The sequence below is a fragment of the Micromonospora sp. CNZ280 genome, assembly GCF_011759515.1.
Genome location: NZ_JAAOYP010000002.1, coordinates 1266729 through 1287203, shown reverse-complemented (window position 1 = coordinate 1287203; position 20475 = coordinate 1266729). Strand labels below are relative to the sequence as shown.

The window sequence follows — 20475 nt, the reverse complement described above, 5'->3', positions numbered from 1 at the left end:
GAGCGCTTCCATGACAGACTGTCGATCGACCGCGTCGCGGAGCCAGCTCGCGAGAGCGCGGGTCGCCGAGGGCATCCGGCAGGTCCGGCACGGCACCCGAGTCAGCCCGGCGAACGCCGCCCCCGTCACGGGCGTCGACGGCCGCACCCCGCCCGGGCCGGGGCCACCACCATCCCGGGCGCCTCGTGTCCCCTCGTCGGGGCGGGCGCCCCGCCGGGGTTTCGAGCCCCCGGCCTGGTCCGAGGAGACACCGCGCACATGAGAAATCTGGCACGACGTCGCCGGCTGGCGATGGTCGCGGTCACCGCGCTGGCCGTCGGCGGGGTCACCCTGCCGGCCGGCGCCGCACAGGCCGCCCCGGCCTGCGACGTGGTCTACGCGACCAACGACTGGAACACCGGCTTCACCGCCAACGTCACCATCAGGAACCTCGGCGACCCGATCAACGGCTGGACGCTGAAGTTCGCCTTCCCCGGCAACCAGCGGGTCACCCAGGGCTGGTCGGCCCGATGGAGCCAGACCGGCAACGAGGTCACCGCCACCAACGAGGCGTGGAACGGCAACCTGGGCACCGGCGCCAGCACCAGCATCGGCTTCAACGGCTCGTACAGCGGCAGCAACCCGAAGCCGACCTCGTTCTCGGTCAACGGCGTCACCTGCGGCGGCACCCCGCAGCAGCCGCCGACGGTCGCGCTGAGCGTGCCCGCCGGCCCGTTCGAGGCGCCGGCCGACGTGCCGCTGACCGCCACCGCCAGCGACCCCGACGGCACGATCAGCAAGGTCGAGTTCTACCGCAACGGCCTGCTGGTCAACACCGACACCACCGCCCCGTACGGCTACACGCTGGAGGACCTGCCGGCCGGTGACTACACCGTGCAGGCCAAGGCGTACGACAACGCCAACCTCACCGCCACCGCGGAGCGCTCCTTCACCGTGACCCCGGCCAGCGGGCCGGTGCTGGTGGCCACCCCGTCCTCGGTGAGCGTCACCGAGGGATCCAGCTCCACGGTCAACCTCAAGCTCAGCGCGGCCCCGACCGCCAACGTCCCGGTGAGCGTCGCCCGCACCGGCGACACGGACATCACCGTCGCGCCGGCCACCGTCACGCTGACCCCGAGCAACTGGAACACCGGGGTCGACGTCACCGTCGCGGCGGCGGAGGACGCCGACACCGTCGGCGGCACCGCCACCCTCACCGCCTCGGCCACCGGGTACGCCCCGCTGGCGATCACCGCCACCGAGATCGACAACGACACCCCGGGCGGCGACAACGAGTACGTCGAGCGGTTCCTCACCCAGTACGGCAAGATCAAGAACTCCGGCTACTTCAGCCCGGAGGGCGTGCCGTACCACTCCATCGAGACGCTGATCGTCGAGGCGCCCGACCACGGCCACGAAACCACCTCCGAGGCGTTCAGCTTCTGGCTGTGGCTGGAGGCCCAGTACGGCCGGGTCACCCAGAACTGGGCCCCGTTCAACAACGCCTGGACCGTGATGGAGAAGTACATCATCCCGTCGCACGCCGACCAGCCAACCGCCGGCGCCGCCGGTACCCCGCAGTACGCCGCCGAACACGACCTGCCCAGCCAGTACCCGTCCCAGCTGGAACCGTCGGTGCCGGTCGGCCAGGACCCGCTGCGCAGCGAACTGCAGTCCACCTACGGCACCGGCGACATCTACGGCATGCACTGGCTGCTCGACGTGGACAACACCTACGGCTACGGCCGGTGCGGCGACGGCACCACCCGACCGGCGTACATCAACACCTTCCAGCGCGGCACCCAGGAATCGGTCTGGGAAACCGTGCCGCAGCCGTCCTGCGACACCTTCGCCCACGGCGGCCAGTACGGCTACCTGGACCTGTTCGTCAAGGAGTCGAACGCGCCGGCGAAGCAGTGGAAGTACACCAACGCGCCGGACGCCGACGCCCGTGCGGTGCAGGCCGCGTACTGGGCGCTGACCTGGGCCAAGGAGCAGGGCAAGGCGGCCGACGTGGCGGCCACCGTGGCCAAGGCAGCCAAGATGGGTGACTACCTGCGCTACGCGATGTTCGACAAGTACTTCAAGAAGATCGGCAACTGCGTCGGCGCCGCCGCCTGCCCGGCCGGCACCGGCAGGGAGTCCGCGCACTACCTGATGTCCTGGTACTACGCCTGGGGCGGCGCGTACGAGACGAACCAGAACTGGTCCTGGCGGATCGGCTCCAGCCACAACCACTTCGGCTACCAGAACCCGTTCGCGGCCTGGGCGCTGACCAACGTGGCCGAGCTGAAGCCGAAGTCGCCCACCGCGGTGGACGACTGGACCAAGAGCTTCGAGCGGCAACTGGAGTTCTACACCTGGCTCCAGTCCGCCGAGGGCGGCATCGCCGGCGGCGCGACCAACAGCTGGGGCGGGCACTACGGCCAGCCGCCGGCCGGCACGTCCACTTTCTACGGCATGTTCTACGACGTCGACCCGGTCTACAACGACCCGCCGTCCAACCAGTGGTTCGGCATGCAGGCCTGGTCGATGCAGCGGATCGCCGAGCTCTACCTGCAGACCGGCAACACCCGGGCCAAGGCGCTGCTGGACAAGTGGGTGCCGTGGGCGATCGCCAACACCACGCTGGGCGCCGACTGGTCGATTCCGTCCGACATGACCTGGAGCGGCCAGCCGACCACCTGGAACCCGAGCAACCCGCAGCCCAACACCAACCTGCACGTCGAGGTCACCACCCGCGGCCAGGACGTCGGCGTCGCCGCCGCCTACGCCCGCACCCTCATCGCGTACGCGGCGCGCTCCGGCGACACCGCGGCGAAGAACACCGCCAAGGGGCTGCTGGACGCGCTGCACGCGGCCAGCGACGCGCAGGGCGTCTCCACCACCGAGAAGCGCGGCGACTACCGGCGCTTCGACGACGTCTACGACGCCAGCACCGGCCAGGGGCTCTACGTCCCGCCGGGCTGGATCGGCACGATGCCCAACGGCGACGCCATCGCCGCGGGCAAGAGCTTCGTCGACATCCGTTCCTTCTACAAGAACGACCCGGCCTGGCCGAAGGTCCAGGCGTACCTCGACGGCGGCCCCGAGCCGACCTTCAACTACCACCGGTTCTGGGCGCAGGCCGACGTCGCCATGGCGTACGCCGACTACGGAAACCTGTTCCCGAACGGCTGAACCGGCCTCCCGGGTGGACGGCTCGCCCGTCCACCCGGGAGCCCACCCGGGCGGCGGGAGGAACACCCGCGGACGCCCGGTCGGCAGGCGGCCTGACGCCCACGGTCAGGCCGGGGTGGGCCGGCCATCCGGCCGACGCAGCGGGTCGGTCGGCCCACCCCACCACCCGGACACCGCGCGGCTCGAAAAAGCCCGAAAAAAGAGGCCGTCACGGGATCACGCGCGGGACCGCGACGGAGTAACGTACGTCACCGGAGAGGCCGCTCCCCCCGTGGCGGCCTCTCCATCACTTTTCCGGCGCCGCCGCCACCGCACCGGCCCGGTCCACCGGGTGCCGCAGCCCCGGATGCCCCGCCGGCAGCGACCGGCGCACCACCACCCAGCTCACCGCCAGCGCGGCGGCCACCAGCGGCCAGCTCAGCGCCACCCGGGCCACCGTCAACGCGAGCACCTGCCCGGCCAGGTAGAGCGGCAGGAACACCGCCACCCGCAGCAGGTAACTCGCCGCCCAGACCCAGCTGCCCCGCCCGTACGCCCGCAGCAGCGCCGGATCCCGCCGCCACCGGCTGCGCTGCCGCAGGGCCACCCCGACCACCACCCCGAGCAGCGGCCAGCGCACCGCGATGCTCACCATCCAGGCCAGCGCGCTCGCCGCGTTCGACAGCAGCTGCAACAGGAAGAAGTCCTCGGCCCGCCCGGTCCGTAGGGCGATCAGCGCGGCCACGCAGACGGCGAGCAACCCGATCAGCACCGACCTCGGCCGGTCGCCGCGGCGCAACCGCCAACCGGCCACCGCCGTGCCGGCGACCACGGCCGCCCCGATCCCGGCCCATAGCGAGTGCCCGCCGAGCAGCCAACCGGCGGCGAACGCGACCGGCGGCAGGGTGGCATCGACCGCGCCCCGCCGGCCGCCGAGCAGGTCGGCGAGCGACTCCGGCCGGCCCACCGTCGCCTCCGACCGGTCGGTGGGCGGCAGGTCCTGCTCCGGTCCGCTGGTCACCCGTCACCTCCTACCGTCGGCCCCAACCTAGTGCGGTAGCCGCGACCCGTTATCGGGTACCCGGTCGGATGTGGTGAATCGAGGCAGTGTCGGCTGGCGGGCCGTCGCCGGACCGGCCCGCGGATCCGGCTACCGTGTGCGGGTGCGCGCGACGGCAAGGGGTTGGACGGCGGTCTGGTTGGTCGTACTGGCCATCGTCCAGGCGGCGGCCCTGGTCGTCGTGTGGCGGGTCGCCGTGCACACCGGCCTGGGCCATTGGGTGGACACGGTGGCGTTGACCGGCAACCGGATCGGCCAGGACCGCATCGACGAGCCGGTGGACCGGCTGCTCAACGCCATGTCGGTGGTGTCCCTGCTGGCGACCACCGCGGTGATCGGCTTCATCGCGCTGATCCGGGGGCGGATCGCCCTGGCCGTCACGGCCACCCTGCTGGTCGTCGGCGCCAACGTCAGCACCCAACTGCTGAAGTACGGCCTGGACCGGCCCGACTTCGGCATCGACCTGCAACGGGCGTACGCCGGCAACAGCCTGCCCAGCGGCCACGCCACTGTCGCCGCGTCGGTGGCGGTGGCGCTGGTGCTCGTGCTGCCCCGCAAGGTCCGGGCGCTCGGTGCCTTCCTCGGCGCCGGCTACGCCGCGGTCGCCGGAGTGGCCACCCTCTCCGCCGGCTGGCACCGGCCCAGCGACGCGGTGGCGGCGTTCCTCGTGGTTGGCGTCTGGGCGGCCCTGGCCGGGCTGCTGCTCCTGGCACTGCAACGCGAACAGGCCCAGGTGGCCTCCGCCGACGCGCACCGGGTCGCCGCGGCGGTGCTCGGTGTCGGCGGCGCGCTCGCGGTGATCGGCTGCGCGCTGGCCCTGTCCTGGCTGGTCGACCTGAGCGGCACCCCGCCGATCGAGTTGTCCCGGCGGCCGCTGTTCGTCGGCTACGCCGGCAGCGCCGCCGGCATCGCCGGGACGATGGGCCTGGTGATGGCGCTGGTGCTCTCCGCCGTGCACCGGCTGGTGCCGCGCCGCCCGGGCTGACGGCGCTCAACGGGCGTACGTGCCGACCATCGTGCCGCTGGCGAACTCCTTGTCGGTGAGCGCCCGGTACACGTCGGGTACCTGCGGCGCATCGGGCAGTTCCAGCGGCCGTTCCAGGGCGTAGAGCCGGAAGAAGTACCGGTGCGGATCGTCGCCCCGCGGCGGTTGCGGCCCGCCCCAGCCGATCTCGCCGAAGCCGTTGGGCCACTCCCGGCCGCCGAGCGGCACGCCGCCCTCCGGCGATCCGTCCGAGGTCCGCGAGATGCCGGTGACCAGCCAGTGCAGGAACGGCGTCTTCCCGGCGTCCGGGTCCTCAACGAACAGGACAAGCTCGACCGCGGAATCCGGCACCTGCGACCACTCCAGCGGTGGCGAGACGTTGCCGCCGTCGCGGGCGACGCGGTCCGGCAGCCGGTCGTGGTCGTTGAACGCGGTGCTGCGCAGCATGATCCCGGCCATCCTTGACGCTCCTCTCGGTCGACCCGGTCGCGCGTACCCGCCCGGCGGGCGCCGAAACGACCGCGCCGCTCGGGGGAGGCAGGGGAGCGCATCCGGCCGTTGTCCCTCCGAACCGGGCGGGAGTCGGCTGCGATGAGCAGGTGGCGGGAGCGTGGAGGCGCTGGGGTCGGGGTCACGCGGCCGGGTTGCTGCGTAGCCCGGAGAGCGCGCAGCAGGCCACGTACGTGGAGCTGTTCCTCGACCTGGTGATGGTGTTCGCCTTGAACCGGCTGGTGGCCTCCGCGGTGACCGGCCTGGAGGACCCGGGCCTCGACAGGTCGGACGTGGCCCGGCGCTGGACCACCCTCGGTCGCACGTTGCTGCTGTTCGTGCCGCTGTTCTGGCTGTGGGCGATAACCGCCTACCGGACCGCACGTCTCAATCCGCGCAGCCCGGGGGCGCAGTGGGCGATCCTGACCACGGGTTTCGCCCTGCTGATCATGGGTGCCAACGTGGAGCACGTGTTCGACGGCGGCGGCGCCCTTCCGTTCGCGTTGTCGTACGTGCTCGGCCAGCTCAGTTGGTCCGTGATCTTCGCCGTGCTGCTCGGCCGGCACCCGCTGGCCCGGGTGTACTGGCGCGTCGCGCTCTGGTTCACCCTGTCGGCGCCGTGCTGGGTCCTCGGCGCGTTAGCACCCGGCCGGGCGCAGTTGCTGCTATGGATCATCGCAGCCGTCATCGACCTCGGCGCGGCGCGGCTGGGCTGGCCGGCACCCCGGATGGGGCGTGGCAGGACATCGGCGTGGATGGAGGCACCGCACCATCTCTCCGACCGGTACACCCAGCTGGTGTTGATCTCCCTCGGCGAGACGTTCCTCGCGGTCGGCATCATCTACTCCAGCGGCGCCGACCGCGGCCATCGCTACTCGACGGTCGCGCTGGTCACCTCCTTCGTCACCGTGGTGCTGCTGTGGCGCATCTACTTTCACCGGGTCGGTCTGGTGCTCGGCGGGGCCGTCGCCGCGGCCCGGGATCCCGCCGGGTTGGGGCGCTTCGTCGCGTCCGTCCACGCGGTGATGATCCTCGGCATCGTGATCACCGCGATCGGGCACGAGATCATCCAGGGCCACATCTTCGGACGCACCTACCCGGCGTGGCTGGCGCTGATCCTCGGCGGGCCGGCCTGCTACCTCGTCGGTCGGGCCGCCCTGGAACACGCCGTCTTCTCCCGGGTCTCCCCACGCCGCTGGATCGGCATCGGCGTGCTGCTCACCACCGCGGTACCGCTGATCAACGCTCCGCCGCTGGCTGCCGGGATCACCGCCGCGCTGGTGCTGTTCGGCATCGCCGTCGTCGACACCCGTCGGGCCGCCCGCCGTCCGCTGGAAGAGCCCCATCCGGCCGATTCGCGGAAGAACTGGTCCTGGTGGCGGCACCCCTGACCACGGGCGTCCCGCGGTCGGTGTGAGAGGGTACGGCCGGCGGAGGGGAGGACCGGTGCAGGCCGTACGAACAGGGTTCCACGACGAGTGTGCCCGGCTGGGCGAGGTGCTGCGCGACGTCGACGAGGCGGACTTCGACCGGCCCACCGGCTGCGCGCCGTGGACCGTGCGGGAGCTGCTCGCGCACGTGCGTACCGGCGCCGGGCGGCTGGTGGACATGCTCGCCGCGCCGGCCCCGGCCCGGGCCGAGGTGGATGCGGCCGGCTACTTCGGGGCCGCGAAGTTCGCCCCGGCGGTGGACGCCGACCGGATCGACGCCGGCCGGCGGGAGGCCCGGGAACTCGACGGGGCGGCGCTGGTCGCGGACTTCGACCGGGCCTGGCGGGCCACCCTCGACGCGGTCGATGCCCAGCCGCCCGACCGGGTGGTACGCACCCGGCACGGCGACGCGATGGCGCTCGGCGAGTTCCTGCGTACCCGGGTGGTGGAGGTCGGCGTGCACGGCCTGGACCTGGCGGCGGCGCTGGACCGGCGGCCGTGGCTCACCCCGGCGGCGGCGGAGGTCGTCGCCGACCTGCTCACCGGCGGCCACCCGGCCCCGGCCGAGCTGGGCTGGGACCGGCTGACCCTTATCCGCAAGGCGACCGGCCGGGCCGATCTGACCGACGCCGAGCGGGCGGCTGTCGACGCGGCCGGCTTCCGCTGGCTCTCCTTCGCCGGCTGACCACCGGCCCGCTGCACGCGAGCCGGGCGCGTTGTGCTGGTGCGCCCGGGCGGACGAAAAGGGAACACGTCACGGGCCAGCGGGAGCCGGGCATGGCCCCGAGTTCCGTGCATCGCCTGCTCGACGCTGGGCGCCAAAGTGCAACCACCACAGCGTAGCGAGCAACGCGATACCGAGGACAGAGCTGGTGATCGCCGGGCTGGTCGCCCGTGATCGTGGTCAGCGCGACGTCGTGCAGGGCTTTTCCGAACGAGCGGTAGCGGTAGCTGCCGGTGAGGACCAGCACCTGCCCGACGATGAGGACGATTGTCGTGGTGATGATCAGCAGGCAGGCGAGTCGGTCGGTCAGCAGGCGACCGGTCGAGTGGGAGCCGCGAACAGCAGCGGTGATGACGCCCCCGGCGCGGGCAGCGCGTAGCGTGGCGGCGGCCCGGGCGAACCGCAGGAACGGCACCGCAAGGACCATCACCTGCCACCAGTTGCGCCGCCAGAACCGGCACGCGTCGTACCGGGCCGGCCAGGCGCGCAGGGCGAACTCGGCGACGAACTGGAGGCGGCCCAGGTCGGTGGGGCGAGCCGGCTTGCACGCCCTGGTAATCGAAGCGGCGGCCGGAACGGAGGAGCCACCCTCGCACCATCCCCCCGGCGGCTATTGAGGACATCGGCAACCGGCTGCGCTCCGATGGGACCGGTGCCCGCGTCCGGTGCCCGTCGACCGCTCCGGTCACGAGGGTCAGGGACGTTCCCAGAAGTCGGGTCCGATCGGCTCCTGGTAGTCGGACGATGCGACGAAGAAGCCCTCGTCGTCGACCTCGATGGGGAGTTGCGGCAGCCGGCGGTTGGCCGGCCCGAAGATCGGTTCGGCGTTGTTGGTGATGAGGAACTGTGACTGGTGGCAGGGACAGAGCAGCCGATTGGTCTGCTGCTCGTAGAGACTGGCGGGGCAGCCGGCGTGGGTGCAGATCTTGGAGTAGGCGATGTAGTTGCCCCACATCCAGTCGATCTTGCCGGCCTCGCGGTTGTTCTCGCGGGCGGTGAGGGCGTCCGAAGCGCGCAGGTGGATGAGCAGGGTGACCGAGTCGGCGTGCTGGTTGCTGACGCCATGAGGGATGCCGGGGAAGACGGTCACCTGGCTGCCGGCGAGCAGGTCCGACGGGCGTACGGGGCGTCCGTCCTCGCGGACCAGGCGGATCCGGGTGATCCTGCCCTGGTCGTCGGCGGGAGCGAAGCCGGTGCGGAAGAGCTCCCGGTCGGTGTGGGGGTCGCGGATGAGCCCGCCGACGAGGGGAGCGGCGATGACCGCGCCGACGGGGACGAGGCCGGCGAGGAGCGAGATGCCGAGCAGCGGGCGCCGCTTCACACCGAGTTCGTCCGCCATGTAGAGCATGGTCTGGCCGGTGATGCGCCGCTCATCGGGGGAGACGGCTCCCTCATGGCGATCCTGGATGGACACTTCTTTGGGTAGCAGCTTCTTGCCCCAGGTCAGGATCCCGAGGCCGGTCCCCAGCAGGGCGATGCCCAGCGTCGCGCCGAGCAACGGCGTGTAGTACTCGGACAGCCCGCCGATCAGCTCGAATCGCCATGGCCACCAGATGTAGACGATGAGGAACGCGGTTGCTGACAAGCCGGCGATCAGGAACGTCGCCGCGACGGTACGGACCAGTCGCCGCTCGGCTCGTGAGCCGGTCACCACCTGCGGCTCGTAGTGGACGATCTCGATGTCGTCGCGCCGGGCGCCTTCACGGACGATGTCGAAACGAGAAAGCTTCGGGTCGTTGACGTCGACCGGCTCGCGCTGTTGCTGCGTGACGTGGTTGCTCACGACTTACCCGCGATCCAGAGACTGGCGAAGACCAGCGCGACGATGCCGACCAGGAACACGGCCAGGCCCTCGGTGGAGGGGCCGTACCGGCCTAGATCGAACCCGCCCGGGTCGGTGTCGGCCTGAATGACCCGCTGGATGTAGGCGATGATGTCCGCCTTCTGCTCCGGGGTCAGCGTGCTGTCGCCGAACACCGGCATGTTCTGCGGGCCGCTCAGCATCGCGGCGTAGATGATCCGCTCGCTGGCCGGGTAGAGACTCGGGGCGTACTTGCCGGAGGAGAGGGCACCGCCCCCGCCGCCGAAGGCGTGGCACTGCGAGCAGTTGATCCGGAACAGCTCGCCGCCGCGGGCGAGGTTGGCGTCCTCGACCAACGCGTCGACGTCGTCCGGAACCACCGGGCCGACGCCCAGCGAGTCGACGTACGCGGCCAGCTGCCGCACCTGCTCGTCGGTGTACAACTGTGGCTTGCGCTGCGCCTGTGCCTCCTGGCGGGCCAGCGGCATCCGGCCGGTGCCGACCTGGAACTCCACCGAGGCGCCCCCGACGTTGATCAGGCTTGGTCCGCGCCCCTCCACGCCGCCAGCGCTGCGACCGTGACAGGTGATGCAGCCGACCTCGAACAGCGCCTCACCCTCCGCGGCTGCCGCGCTGCGCCCTGGCTCCTCCTGGGCGCTGGCCTGCGGAGCGAACGCGATGTACGCACCACCGGCCAGGACCAGCGCCGCGACCATCCGGACGACGGCCTGAAGGCGCCGGATGGCACGGCCAGGGCGACGGCACTCCCGCTGGCGGGCACCACCGTGTCGCGGTCGATCTGCCATGGCTTCCTCTGTCTCGCACACAGTGAGGCGACAATTTGTCACGGTATACGAGTTTTTTCCTTGGGGTGGCACTTACGCCGACCAGGTGCCGTCCCCTTTCCCGCGTGTGCCGACGGCGGGCGAAACCCCGTGAACCTGGCGGAGCGTGTCCGGCGATGGTGAGCCGGCAACCGGCTTCCGACGGTGCTCGCTGACGCGTCAGCCGGGAGAGACGGAGCCCTCCGATTCCTGCGGCGGATGGATGGTGATGTCCTGAGTCACCGACGCCACCCGGAGACCGTGTTCGGCGAAGCGGTCCAGCACCCGCCGGGTGACGTGGTCCTTGACCTGTCGGGCGGCGCGCACGGGCACCACGAAGCGGGCTGACAGCTCCACCCAGTTCGGTGTGGCGCGGATGAAGACGCGGGCATCGACCTCCGCCTCGGCGACAGGATACCGATGACGCATCTGCTCGATTGCCCGCCGCGCTTCGGCCGTCGACGAGATGGCCTCCGCTTCCTCGCGCAGGATTCGCTCCGCCATGTGCCAGTCGGCCTGATACGGAATGGGCAGCGTGAGTTCCTCCCACAGGTGGTCCAAGACGGTGCTGCTGTTGTAAACGGGTGAGCTGAACACGAACCGGTTGGACAGGGATACCACCCGACCGGTGTATTGGCGGCCTTGGATCCACGACTCGGGGTCGGTGGAGGAGCCGCTTTCCAGGATTCGCGTGCGCAGTGGTGTGATGTCCAGGACATCCCCGCGGACGCCGCACATCTGGATTCGGTCCCCGACGCGGAACTGCCTGCCGGTCAGGATGCTGACCCATCCGGCGAACGCGCCGATGACCTCCTGCATCGCCAGGGCGAGCCCGGCGGCGAGCAGACCGAAAACCACGCCGACGCGGCCAGCGAACGGCCGCCACAGCAGCGCCAGCGCGAAAAGCAACGCCACGACGGTGAGATAGTGGACCGCCTTGCGCAGGTAGTAGCGGTTGGTCGTGTCGGCTACCCGCAAGGTCGCCAAACGGCCCGCGATGATAGCGATCACGACCGCCGCCACGATCAGGACGGCAGTGGTGACGAGACGACCGCCCACACTGCTGACGTCCCAGACCGCCTCCACGAACGAGTCCACGCTCCGCGCTCCGCGCCATCGTCACAGGAGCCGCCCGTCGGCCTGCCCCGCGCCAGGTCACTTCCACGATAGGCGGGTCCGAGGCTGCCGAACCCCGGAAACCGGGACGTCGTATCCATCCGATCATCGGCCATCGTGGCTTGCGCCGTTGTCGTCCGCGTCGACGAAGATCGGATGAGGCGCTGGCCACTGGCGGGGCTGCCATCCCGGCGCCAGTTCGGCGGTCGCCTCAGTGCAGCTGGTGAAGATCGGAAAGAGGTCAGCGAGGTGCATGGTGTGCAGCACGGAAAGGATGAACCGGGAGGGTGCGGCGAGGCCCAGCACCCCACCACGCCTACGGGCCTCGTGCTGAGCGCGAACGAGCAGTCCGAGGGCAGTGGAGTCGATCAGGTGAACCTCGGTCAGATCAAGGATGACGTAACCGTTGACCGCAATCGCCGTGTGCAAAGCGGAACGGAGCGGACCGCATGCGTCGATATCGATATCACCGACGAGGGTCACGATCGTCACATCCGTCAGACAGTCGATACCGGACACGGTGCCGCTCCGACGGCGACTCTCCCCACCGGCACCAGCGTCGGCGATCGCGGGGAACAATCCGCAGCGTGGGCAGCGGTGCGGCCCAGTGGGGATGGGTGAGCCGGTCCAGCCGTTCTCCGAGATCAGGGTCCAGACAACCTCCGTGTCGGGCAGCAGCGACCCGGCCCCGGTGATCGTGTCACCGCACGTGTCGCAGACGAGGGTCATGAGATCCTCAGGCGCGACGGTCATCGCTACCTCCTCGTTGCGTTCGCCCGCATCCGCGCCGGACCGACCACACCGATCGGCGGTCCTGAAGGACCGGCGCCACCCGGCGCGGGACGGCCCCGGTCGATCGGTGTGGCTGGCGGGCTCGGCGCTGAAAGTCGCTGCAGCCGGTCATGCTCTTGCCGTCACCATCGGTGGCAGAGGAGTCCGACAGGCCGATGTCCGGCGTCGGAGGGGCGGCACCTGTCATGAGGACTGGCAGGATCTGGTCCAGACGGCCGACCGCCCAGACCGGCCAGATCCAATCCCCCGGCCACGCTCACCTCGGCCCTTGTGACCCGGCAGTCGGTGTACGGCGGCCCCGGTCCCATATGCCTCCTCCATGCGGCGCGATGTTCGGCATCCACCTTGCGACCCTGGCTTGGCACTGGGTCCGCAATCGCGTGACGGTTGCGTGACAAACGCCCCCGAGCGCTGACCGCGTCCACCGCGCTGCACGGCGACGCAGGTCGGCACCTGCCTTACTGCCAGTCAGCAGGTCGTCGACCCTGCCCAGGTCGATGCGCGTCGACGTCGGCGACGTGTCGGCCGCGTAGGTCCGGCTCGGCGGCCGCGATCGCTCGCCCGGAGTCGCCGAGCTTGACCAACGTCGCAGTCCGGTCGGGTGCCATGCCTGCTCCTTCCGTAGCGGCTGATCCCCACGTGCTACCCGGCAGTGCTGCGGACACGACGACGAAACGATGACGATCTGCGCCCACTACGGTGACGACGTGCCGCTGCAGCGTCTTGAACGCGCCGCCGGCTCATATCAGGTTCGCCAAGGCGCGATGTGATCAAGCACAGCCGCCTGCCCCCGGGACCCTGCTGCCGAACGCCCTTGACCATCTCGACAGACAACGAGCGGAAAGGTCTGAGGTACGTCACGATCGGGGTGTGAGGCCCAGAGACCGGGTCGCCATGAGCGAGTCACCCACGCCCCCGTCCCGGATCGGCCAGATTCGGAACAGTTTCTGGCTGCTGCCAGCGACCTTCGCCACGGGTGCCGTGCTGACGGCGGCGGCCCTGTCCGTGCTGGAGTTGCGTCTGGGCCTCCCCATCGAGGGGATCCTGCCCAGCGGTCCCGCCGGCGCGCGCTCGCTGCTGTCCTCGATCATCACCGCGATGATCTCGTTTACCGCGTTGGTCTTCTCCATCACGGTCGTCGCGCTGCAATTGGCCAGCAGCCAGTACTCGCCCCGGGTGCTACGAACGTTCCTACAGGACCGGATCATCCAGGCGACACTGGGCACGTTCGTCGCGACGTTCCTGTTCGCGATGGTCGTACTGGCCGCGCTGCCAGCCAACGACAACGAACGCCTACCGGAGTTCTCCCTCGCGGTGTCGATGACACTCGTCCTGGTCAGCAGCGGCATTTTCATCTACTACCTACACCACATCACCACCGTGATGCGCGTATCCCACATCATCGCCGCAATCGGCGCGCAGACTCGCCGCACGATCGCCCGACACGTCCCGGAACGCGATGAGCCGGCTCCAGCCGTCTCCGGCGAGGTCGTGCAGGTCGTCTCGGCTCCCACGCCAGGCATCGTCACCCGCGTCGACCTCGACCTGCTCGCCCTGCTCGCCCGCGAATACGACTGCGCTCTAACGGTCGTACCCGCCCCGGGCGACTTCGTTGCCGCTGGCGTACCTCTGCTCAACGTCCACCGGCTGGCCATCGGCGCTGCCAGCCCGCTACCAGCCGACCGCGCCCTACGAGGCGTCACCATCGCCGCAGAGCGGACACCGGGTCAAGACATCGGGTTCGGTTTCCGGCAACTGGCCGACATCGCCGAACGGGCCCTGTCTCCCGCCTCGAACGACGTGACCACTGCGGTGCGCGCAGTGCAGGAGGCGCACGACCTCCTTCGCCGGCTCGCTACCCGCCCCGATCCGGCGGGCGTCGTCCGCGACGACGACGGCAGGGTTCGGGTCCGCATGAGGCACGTCGCGTACGACACCTACCTGGCGATGATCGTTGACGGCCTACGCGCCACCGCCGGCACCCAGCACCGGATTACCCGACTGCTCGACGCCGTGCTCACCGACCTGGACGCGGTCGCCCTGCCCACCCATCGGCCGGCGATCCGACGCCGACTGCCGCACCAGAAGCACCCTGCCGAAGCCGACACTCCCGGCCACCCCTGAGTTGGCGGCGGCCACACCACGGGGTGGCCAGGCCCAGGATCCGGCCGGGGTGGGGTCCGCTACCGACCCAGTCCTCACGGGGATTCCACCGGCGGTGCCTTCGGACGGAGCGATTCTCCACGACTGGGGATCTTCGTCATCGTCACTGCCGAGATCCTGCCGATCGGCCTGTTGACCTCGATCGGGTCCACGTTCGGCGTCTCTGACGGCATTGCTGGTCTGACGATGACGATGCCGGGCCTGCTGGCGGCTGTGTCGGCACCGGCCGTCACTGTCGCCGTCGGCCGCCTCGACCGGCGAATGCTGCTGTGCGGGCTGATCCTGCTGCTGGCTGCGGCGAACCTCGTCGCTGCCACCGCGACGTCCTACCCACTCATGGTGGCGTCCCGAGCACTCGTCGGCGTCGTGCTCGGCGCGCTCACCGTGATCGTGCTGCTGGCGTTGGTCGCGGTGCTGCCGCCGTTGCCCGCCGCCGAACCGGTCAGGCTCGCCGCGTTGGTGGACGTGGTGCGTGATCGCACCGGCCGCACCGCACTGACCCTGACAGTCCTGATCGTGACCGCGCACTTCGGCACATACACCTACGTGACCCCGTTGCTGCAGCAGGTTACCGCCGTCGGGTCGGTCACCCCCTTCCTGCTGGTCTACGGCGTCGCTGGCGTTGTCGGCAACTTCATCGCCGGCGCGAATGTGCGGCTTCGCCTGCAGGCCACCCTCATCGCCAGCGCTGTCGCGCTCGCCGCGGCCACCGGGCTGCTGCCCGTGTTCGGCACCGCAACGATCGGAGCGGCTGTACTGCTCGCCGTATGGGGCCTCGCCTACGGGGCCTTGCCGGTCTGTTCGCAGTCCTGGTTCGCGGCCTCGGGCACGGGCTCAGCCGAGGCCGCGTCCGTGCTGTTCACGTCTTCGTTCCAGGCCACCATCGCGCTCGGCGCGCTACTCGGCGGCATCGTGGTCGACGCGACGTCGCCGGCGGTGCTCATGACGTACGGCTCGGGCCTCGCCGTCCTCGTCGTGCTGGTCGCGGCGAGGCCATCCGGCCTTGCCAAACCCGTGTCACGAACGCCACCGGTAGCGGTCGAGACCGGCCGTCCCGTTTGACGAGGGTGCCGGCGGCGGCGCGGGTCAGGAGACTGGTGTGCGCCAAGCTCGGCGCCGAAGATCAGCGCCGAGGGCGTCATGGCCCTCGGGACCGCCGACGCCGACACCGATGCCGGCCTCGACATGGTCGAGCCGAGTTTCGCCAGGTGGCGCAGCCGCCCCGGACAGCCGGGAGGTCATGTCGTCGTCAGGATGGTGCCCCCGATGTCGTGGCGAGCGTCGGGCGCGGCGAACGCAAGCAGCCGGGCGCCTTCGGCTTCGACCTCGCTACGTTCGCCGGCCCTGAGCGGCCGGAACGGATCGATGTCGAGCGTCGCCCGTCCCTTGGCCCGATGGAGCTTCCACGCTCCGGCCACCTGCCCGTCCACCAGAAAGGTGGCACGCATCCCGTTTCGCGTCATGACCCGTGTGCGGAACTGATCCGAAATCACGCGAGTACGGTCGGCACGGGAAGCCAGCACGTTGTCGTACTCGGGCAGGAAGCGAACCGGCGCACGGACATCGAGGTCGGGGCGCGGCGCATCCGGGAGGTCGAACAGTTCCACCCCGTACTCGTTGCGAAAGACCGCCAGCCGGGGCCGAAGCCTTTCCAGGACCGGACGCAGTCGGGTTCGGCCGGCCCAGGTCTGCACGTCGCTGACCGAGGCAGGGCCGAAAGCGGCGAGGTAGCGAAGGACGATTTGTTCCGCGTCGGCGACGGCGGCCGGCTCAACGCCGGTCCAGTCGGCCGCCGTCGCATACCGGGTGGCGCCGCCGATGCCCAGAGCCCGCGTGGCGGCACCTGAACCAGCTGCACCAGGTTCCGCATGATGGCGGCGAGCGCTCGGGGCTCGCGATCGGGCCACCGTTCCTGCAGCGACGCCCCGAGCTCGGCCGGGGTGAGAAGCCTTGCGCCGAGCAGGGCCTCGCCCGCCTTCGCCACGGCCGGACGGTCTATCCCCGTCAGCGGTTTCCTGAACGCGGTGTCAAGTTTCCGGTCGAGCGCTGGCTGCGCCCAGGGCCGCAGAATGCGGTGGTCATCGGTGACAACCATGTGGATCGTGCTACGCATCTAGGGCGATACGCACCACCCGCCGCTCCAGCAACGCGTTCGTCAGACCGGTGGTGCCACTTGTGCGCAGTCTGCTCCAGAGCCCGAAGTAGGGCGCGTACGGTGCCTGCGCCTGCAGGCCGACCAGATGGGTGACCGCCTCCTCGATGGTCGTGTCGGCTCGTTCCAGCAGCATCTGACGAGCCAACAGGGCTCGGCCCAGCTGCCGTTGTCCCAACACCGGCGCCATTCCCGGTTCCCCCTGCCACACTCGAACAGCGCGATCAGGAACTCGGGGTCCATGAACTGGCGTATCTGCTCCAGCACGGGGCCCGGTTCGAGGTCCTCGCCGGTGAGCGGACGTCCGAGCGTCTTGCCGAGGATCTGGACCTGCTGCGCCTGGGTCAACGACTTCACCGTGACAGAGCCGGCTGAACTTGTCGAACTCGTGCGCGAACTGGCCGACCGCCACCATCGCGCCACCGAGACCCGTTTGCGGAATCCGTAGCCGTCCTCAACGTCGCGGTTGTCGCCTGGGGGCACTGCATGGGTGAAGGTCCGTACTCTTCGGCGAGTGACGATCGAGGCACCCTTTTCACGGCCCGATTGTGAAGTCGCTAGGACGCCTGACGGACGGGCATGTCGGCCAGCCAGACGTCGGCCAGGTCGCCGAGGGGTACGTCGAGGGCCTGGCTGAGGCAGACCACGGTGCCGAACGCCGGCGCGGGCAGGCGGCCCGCCTCGATCTTGCGCAGCGTCTCGGGGGAGATGCCGGCCGCCAGGGCCACCTCGACGAGGCTGCGGCCGGCGCGCGCGGTGCGGAGGGCGGCTCCGAGGCGCTGGCCCGCTGCGATCTGTTCGGCGGTGAGTGGTTGGCGAACCATGCCAGCAGGATATCCCTCCGGAGCGTCCCGGCCGGGCGTGGTATAAAAATCCCGGTATAAAAATACCGACCGCGGGGAGGGAACCTGTCGTGATCGAGCTCAAGTCCGCCGAGGAGATCGGCCGGATGGCGGTGACCGGCCAGTTCGTCGGCGAGCTGCTCGCCGAGCTGAGCGGTGTCGCCGCGGTCGGCCTCAACCTGATGGACCTCGAACACCACGCCCGCCGCCGGATCGCCGAACGCGGCGCCGAATCCTGCTACTGGGACTACGCCCCGTCGTTCGGCCGCGGCCCGTTCCGCAACGTGCTGTGCCTGTCGGTCAACGACGCGGTGCTGCACGGCCTGCCGCACGACTACGTCCTGCGCGACGGTGACCTGCTCAGCATCGACATGGCGGCCAGCATCGACGGCTGGGCCGCCGACTCCGCGATCTCCGTCATCGTCGGCGCCCCCGACCCGGCGGATGAGAAGCTGATCGAAGCCACCGAGGTCGCGCTGGAAGCCGGCATCGCCGCCGCCCAACCCGGCGGCCGCCTCGGCGACATCTCGGCCGCGATCGGCGAGGTCGCGCGCTCGTACGGCTATGGCGTCAACGGCGAGTTCGGCGGCCACGGCATCGGCCGTACCATGCACGAGGCCCCCCACGTGGCCAACAACGGCCGCGCCCGCCGCGGCCTGAAACTCCAGCCCGGCCTCACCATCGCCATCGAGCCGTGGTTCTGCCGCTCCACCGACAAGATTGTGTTCGACCCCGACGGCTGGACGATCCGCTCCGCCGACGGCTCCCGCGCCGCCCACTCCGAGCACACGGTAGCCATCACGGCTTCCGGCCCTCAGGTCCTGACCCGGCGGCCCACCGCCGGCGCCACCTCCGCCGATCCCACCAGGAGGGCGGCCGAAGCCTCCTGACCCACTGCCCGCCCCCGGGCGGGACTCAGGGCGTTCCGGACCGATCGACCTCAGCTGCCGGCCCGGGGCGCGGGCACCTGTGGCACCGCCTTGCGCAGGTGGTCGAGCACCACCGGGTCGATCCGCCCGGGCACCAGGCGCTCCTCCAGGTTCTCCATGCCGGCCCAGGAGAAGAGCGCCTCCTGCGGGTCGGTCGGGTCGACCGGGAGACCCAGCGCGGTCAACAGCGCGCCGACCTCCGCGGCGACCGCACCGGTCAGCTCCAGCAGGGTGGCCGGGTCCGGCCGGCTGAACAGCAGGGTGTGCACGGCGAGCAGCCGGCCCAGCTCGGTCACCGGGTCGGCGTGGTCGTCGACCCGCAGGTCTACCAGCGCGTCGCCGGTGCCGCCGTACCCGCCGCCGCGCTCGACCACCAGCAGCCCGGCGCTCTGCCGACCGCGCCGGTCACCGCCGGCCTGGTCACCGGCGCGCAGCGCGGCCAGCAGCCGTTCCGAAAACGGCAGGGCACCCCCGCCCAGCCAGGCGTCCCGCATCGCGTCGATCACCTGCGGGCCGGCCAGGATGTTGCCCTGCGCCGCCCAACCGTCCCCGGCCTGCCCGCCGGCCCAGTCGTGGCACATCAGCCCGGTGAAGGTCGCGCCCGGCCCGGTGGCGGCGACCACGCCGAGCTGGCGGTGGTCCCGATCCGGGTCGGCGGCGACCAGCCCGGCCACCACGTCGGCGGCCGCCACGCCGGTGCGCAGCATGGTCAGCCCCTGCGGGCGGTACGCGAGGTTCACGTGGGCCTGGGTGGCGAGCGCGCCGACCTCGGCCTCGGCGGCCGGGACGAGCGCCCCGGCGGCGAGGAACCTGCTGGCCACGGCGACGCCGTGCAGGCGGCCGTCGGCGGAGCGGGCGACGATGGAGAAGGTCACGCGTTGGAGATTAGCGCTCCCGGCCGGGTTCGCATCGGCGCCGCTGGATGCCCGCTCAGGAGGGCGGGCCGCCGCGAGCGATGTGTGCGCGTGCGGCTTGCCGGCCGGCGGTCGGCCCCCGCCGGGCGCCCCGAGGCCCCGCTCCGCCGCTGTCGGTGACCGGCTGGCCGGTACCCAGCGTCATCGCGGTCGCCACCGGCCGCCCTCGGGCGTTCTCCCGGTGCCCCCAGCGCGTCCTGCCGCCGGGCTTGAAGACGGAGAGGATCGTCGCGGTCCAGAGCAGGGCGAGGAACAGCGCCATGGCGCCGACCAGCAGCATCCCGGTCCCGCCGGGTTCGGCGGCCGGGTCCTCGCTGCGCGCCATGAGTTCGTCGATCCACGGGCCCTCGAAGGTGGCGAGGACCGGCAGGCTGAGCGCGATGACCAGCTTGGCCAGTACCCAGCGGTGTTTGATCAGCCCCCAGGGCGTGCCGAGCGACACCACCACACCGGTGATGATCGCCAGGAAGACGCTCGGGATCGCCAGCGCGATGTTGAACGTGTCCATGAGCACGTAGGCCCCGTGTCGCATCTCGTGCCGGTCGGTGGTCGCCCCCACGATCGACAGCACGAGCATCGCCAGGGAGACGCCCAGCCAGCCGACGCCGATGCCGATGTGCAGCGTCAGCCACACCTTGCGCGCCACCCGCCCGAGCCGCGGGAAGCGCGGCTTCAGCCCGACCGTGATCACCGTCGACAGCAGCATGCCGAGCCACGGCGCCTGATGGGCGAGCAGGAACAGGAACTGCGCGGGAATGAAGAGCAGGTGGAAGACGATCAGGATCCGCCGGGCGCGCGCGGCGCCCGCCGCCCGGCCGAGCGCGTACCAGCTGCCGAAGGAGAGCACCGAGGCGACCGCGTACCCCACCACGCCGGCGGTCTGGAACAGGGGATGGTGAGCGTCCTGCCGCAGCGCGATCAAGGCGCCCGCCACGACGGCGAAGACCCCGAAGGCGACCTGCAGGTTTCTGGCGCCGACCGATCGGCCGGGCCGTTCGTGGATGAGCATGCGACCAGGGTTGCCGGTCGCACCGGGCCGGGACGTCGGCCGATCCGGGAGAGCGGATCGTTGGATCGGCTGTGAATCCCCGGGGTCGCGTACAACTTCCTGCTGAC

At 70.9% G+C, this 20475-nt stretch carries 18 protein-coding genes and 1 pseudogene; 8 read left to right on the top strand and 11 right to left on the bottom strand.

Annotated features, from left to right (window positions below):
* Positions 1 to 267 precede the first annotated feature (267 nt).
* The gene (locus FHX32_RS20705; RefSeq protein WP_208419106.1) at positions 268 to 3159 is read left to right on the top strand and encodes a glycoside hydrolase family 48 protein; all 2892 of its coding nucleotides are present in this window, start codon (positions 268 to 270) and stop codon (positions 3157 to 3159) included.
* A gap of 286 nt (positions 3160 to 3445) precedes the next feature.
* Here FHX32_RS20705 and FHX32_RS20700 read toward each other — a convergent pair whose 3' ends face one another.
* Positions 3446 to 4135: a DUF3159 domain-containing protein gene (locus tag FHX32_RS20700; protein ID WP_167186340.1), complete on the bottom strand. Its 690-nt coding sequence runs from the start codon at positions 4133 to 4135 to the stop codon at positions 3446 to 3448.
* A 160-nt stretch (positions 4136 to 4295) separates the two neighbouring features.
* On the opposite strand from FHX32_RS20700, the gene FHX32_RS20695 reads away from it, so the two are divergent.
* On the top strand, positions 4296 to 5183 hold the full coding sequence (locus FHX32_RS20695; RefSeq protein WP_167185499.1) for a phosphatase PAP2 family protein: 888 nt from the start codon (positions 4296 to 4298) through the stop codon (positions 5181 to 5183).
* A gap of 6 nt (positions 5184 to 5189) precedes the next feature.
* On the opposite strand, the gene FHX32_RS20690 is transcribed toward FHX32_RS20695, so the two are convergent.
* Positions 5190 to 5642 carry a YbhB/YbcL family Raf kinase inhibitor-like protein gene (locus FHX32_RS20690; protein WP_167185496.1) on the bottom strand — a complete coding sequence of 151 codons (453 nt, stop codon included), beginning with the start codon at positions 5640 to 5642 and terminating at the stop codon, positions 5190 to 5192.
* A 185-nt stretch (positions 5643 to 5827) separates the two neighbouring features.
* Here FHX32_RS20690 and FHX32_RS35265 point away from each other — a divergent pair, with 185 nt between their 5' ends.
* From FHX32_RS35265 to FHX32_RS20675, 3 genes are all read left to right on the top strand, one after another.
* Positions 5828 to 7063, top strand: coding sequence for a low temperature requirement protein A (locus FHX32_RS35265; RefSeq protein WP_167185493.1), 1236 nt, complete (start codon positions 5828 to 5830; stop codon positions 7061 to 7063).
* A gap of 22 nt (positions 7064 to 7085) precedes the next feature.
* Positions 7086 to 7787 carry a maleylpyruvate isomerase N-terminal domain-containing protein gene (locus FHX32_RS20680; RefSeq protein ID WP_167185490.1) on the top strand — a complete coding sequence of 234 codons (702 nt, stop codon included), beginning with the start codon at positions 7086 to 7088 and terminating at the stop codon, positions 7785 to 7787.
* 187 nt (positions 7788 to 7974) lie between these two features.
* The gene (locus FHX32_RS20675) at positions 7975 to 8205 is read left to right on the top strand and encodes a hypothetical protein (protein WP_167185487.1); all 231 of its coding nucleotides are present in this window, start codon (positions 7975 to 7977) and stop codon (positions 8203 to 8205) included.
* Between the two features lie 315 nt (positions 8206 to 8520).
* Here the strand turns inward: FHX32_RS20675 and qcrA are convergent, their stop codons facing one another.
* The 4 genes from qcrA to FHX32_RS20655 form a co-directional block, all read right to left on the bottom strand.
* On the bottom strand, positions 8521 to 9609 hold the full coding sequence (qcrA, locus tag FHX32_RS20670) for a cytochrome bc1 complex Rieske iron-sulfur subunit (RefSeq protein ID WP_167185484.1): 1089 nt from the start codon (positions 9607 to 9609) through the stop codon (positions 8521 to 8523).
* The gene (gene qcrC, locus FHX32_RS20665) at positions 9606 to 10433 is read right to left on the bottom strand and encodes a cytochrome bc1 complex diheme cytochrome c subunit (RefSeq protein WP_167185481.1); all 828 of its coding nucleotides are present in this window, start codon (positions 10431 to 10433) and stop codon (positions 9606 to 9608) included. Before qcrC ends, qcrA begins: the two co-directional genes overlap by 4 nt.
* Before the next feature lie 198 nt (positions 10434 to 10631).
* A complete protein-coding gene (locus tag FHX32_RS20660) occupies positions 10632 to 11549 on the bottom strand; it encodes a mechanosensitive ion channel family protein (protein ID WP_167185478.1) in 918 nt (305 codons plus the stop codon).
* A 123-nt stretch (positions 11550 to 11672) separates the two neighbouring features.
* On the bottom strand, positions 11673 to 12320 hold the full coding sequence (locus FHX32_RS20655) for an STAS domain-containing protein (RefSeq protein WP_167185475.1): 648 nt from the start codon (positions 12318 to 12320) through the stop codon (positions 11673 to 11675).
* A 933-nt stretch (positions 12321 to 13253) separates the two neighbouring features.
* Here FHX32_RS20655 and FHX32_RS20650 point away from each other — a divergent pair.
* Complete coding sequence (locus FHX32_RS20650) at positions 13254 to 14483, top strand: DUF2254 domain-containing protein (RefSeq protein ID WP_167185472.1); 1230 nt, start codon at positions 13254 to 13256, stop codon at positions 14481 to 14483.
* Positions 14484 to 14606: 123 nt separating this feature from the next.
* Positions 14607 to 15584, top strand: a complete 978-nt coding sequence (locus tag FHX32_RS20645) for an MFS transporter (RefSeq protein ID WP_167186337.1) — start codon at positions 14607 to 14609, stop codon at positions 15582 to 15584.
* Between the two features lie 176 nt (positions 15585 to 15760).
* On the opposite strand, the pseudogene FHX32_RS34600 reads toward FHX32_RS20645, so the two are convergent.
* From FHX32_RS34600 to FHX32_RS20635, 3 genes and pseudogenes are all read right to left on the bottom strand, one after another.
* A pseudogene (locus FHX32_RS34600) lies at positions 15761 to 16617 on the bottom strand (winged helix DNA-binding domain-containing protein).
* Between the two features lie 10 nt (positions 16618 to 16627).
* Entirely contained in the window at positions 16628 to 16810 is a 183-nt protein-coding gene (locus FHX32_RS34595; RefSeq protein WP_208418911.1) for a DNA glycosylase AlkZ-like family protein, read from the bottom strand.
* Positions 16811 to 17231: 421 nt separating this feature from the next.
* On the bottom strand, positions 17232 to 17498 hold the full coding sequence (locus FHX32_RS20635; RefSeq protein WP_167185469.1) for a helix-turn-helix domain-containing protein: 267 nt from the start codon (positions 17496 to 17498) through the stop codon (positions 17232 to 17234).
* Between the two features lie 89 nt (positions 17499 to 17587).
* Between FHX32_RS20635 and map the strand changes: the two genes are divergently transcribed.
* Complete coding sequence (gene map, locus FHX32_RS20630) at positions 17588 to 18406, top strand: type I methionyl aminopeptidase (RefSeq protein ID WP_167185466.1); 819 nt, start codon at positions 17588 to 17590, stop codon at positions 18404 to 18406.
* 50 nt (positions 18407 to 18456) lie between these two features.
* On the opposite strand, the gene FHX32_RS20625 is transcribed toward map, so the two are convergent.
* Together FHX32_RS20625 and FHX32_RS20620 are read right to left on the bottom strand one after the other, a co-directional pair.
* On the bottom strand, positions 18457 to 19320 hold the full coding sequence (locus FHX32_RS20625) for a DUF1028 domain-containing protein (RefSeq protein WP_167185463.1): 864 nt from the start codon (positions 19318 to 19320) through the stop codon (positions 18457 to 18459).
* A gap of 55 nt (positions 19321 to 19375) precedes the next feature.
* Positions 19376 to 20368: a hypothetical protein gene (locus tag FHX32_RS20620; RefSeq protein ID WP_208418910.1), complete on the bottom strand. Its 993-nt coding sequence runs from the start codon at positions 20366 to 20368 to the stop codon at positions 19376 to 19378.
* Between the last annotated feature and the right edge of the window lie 107 nt (positions 20369 to 20475).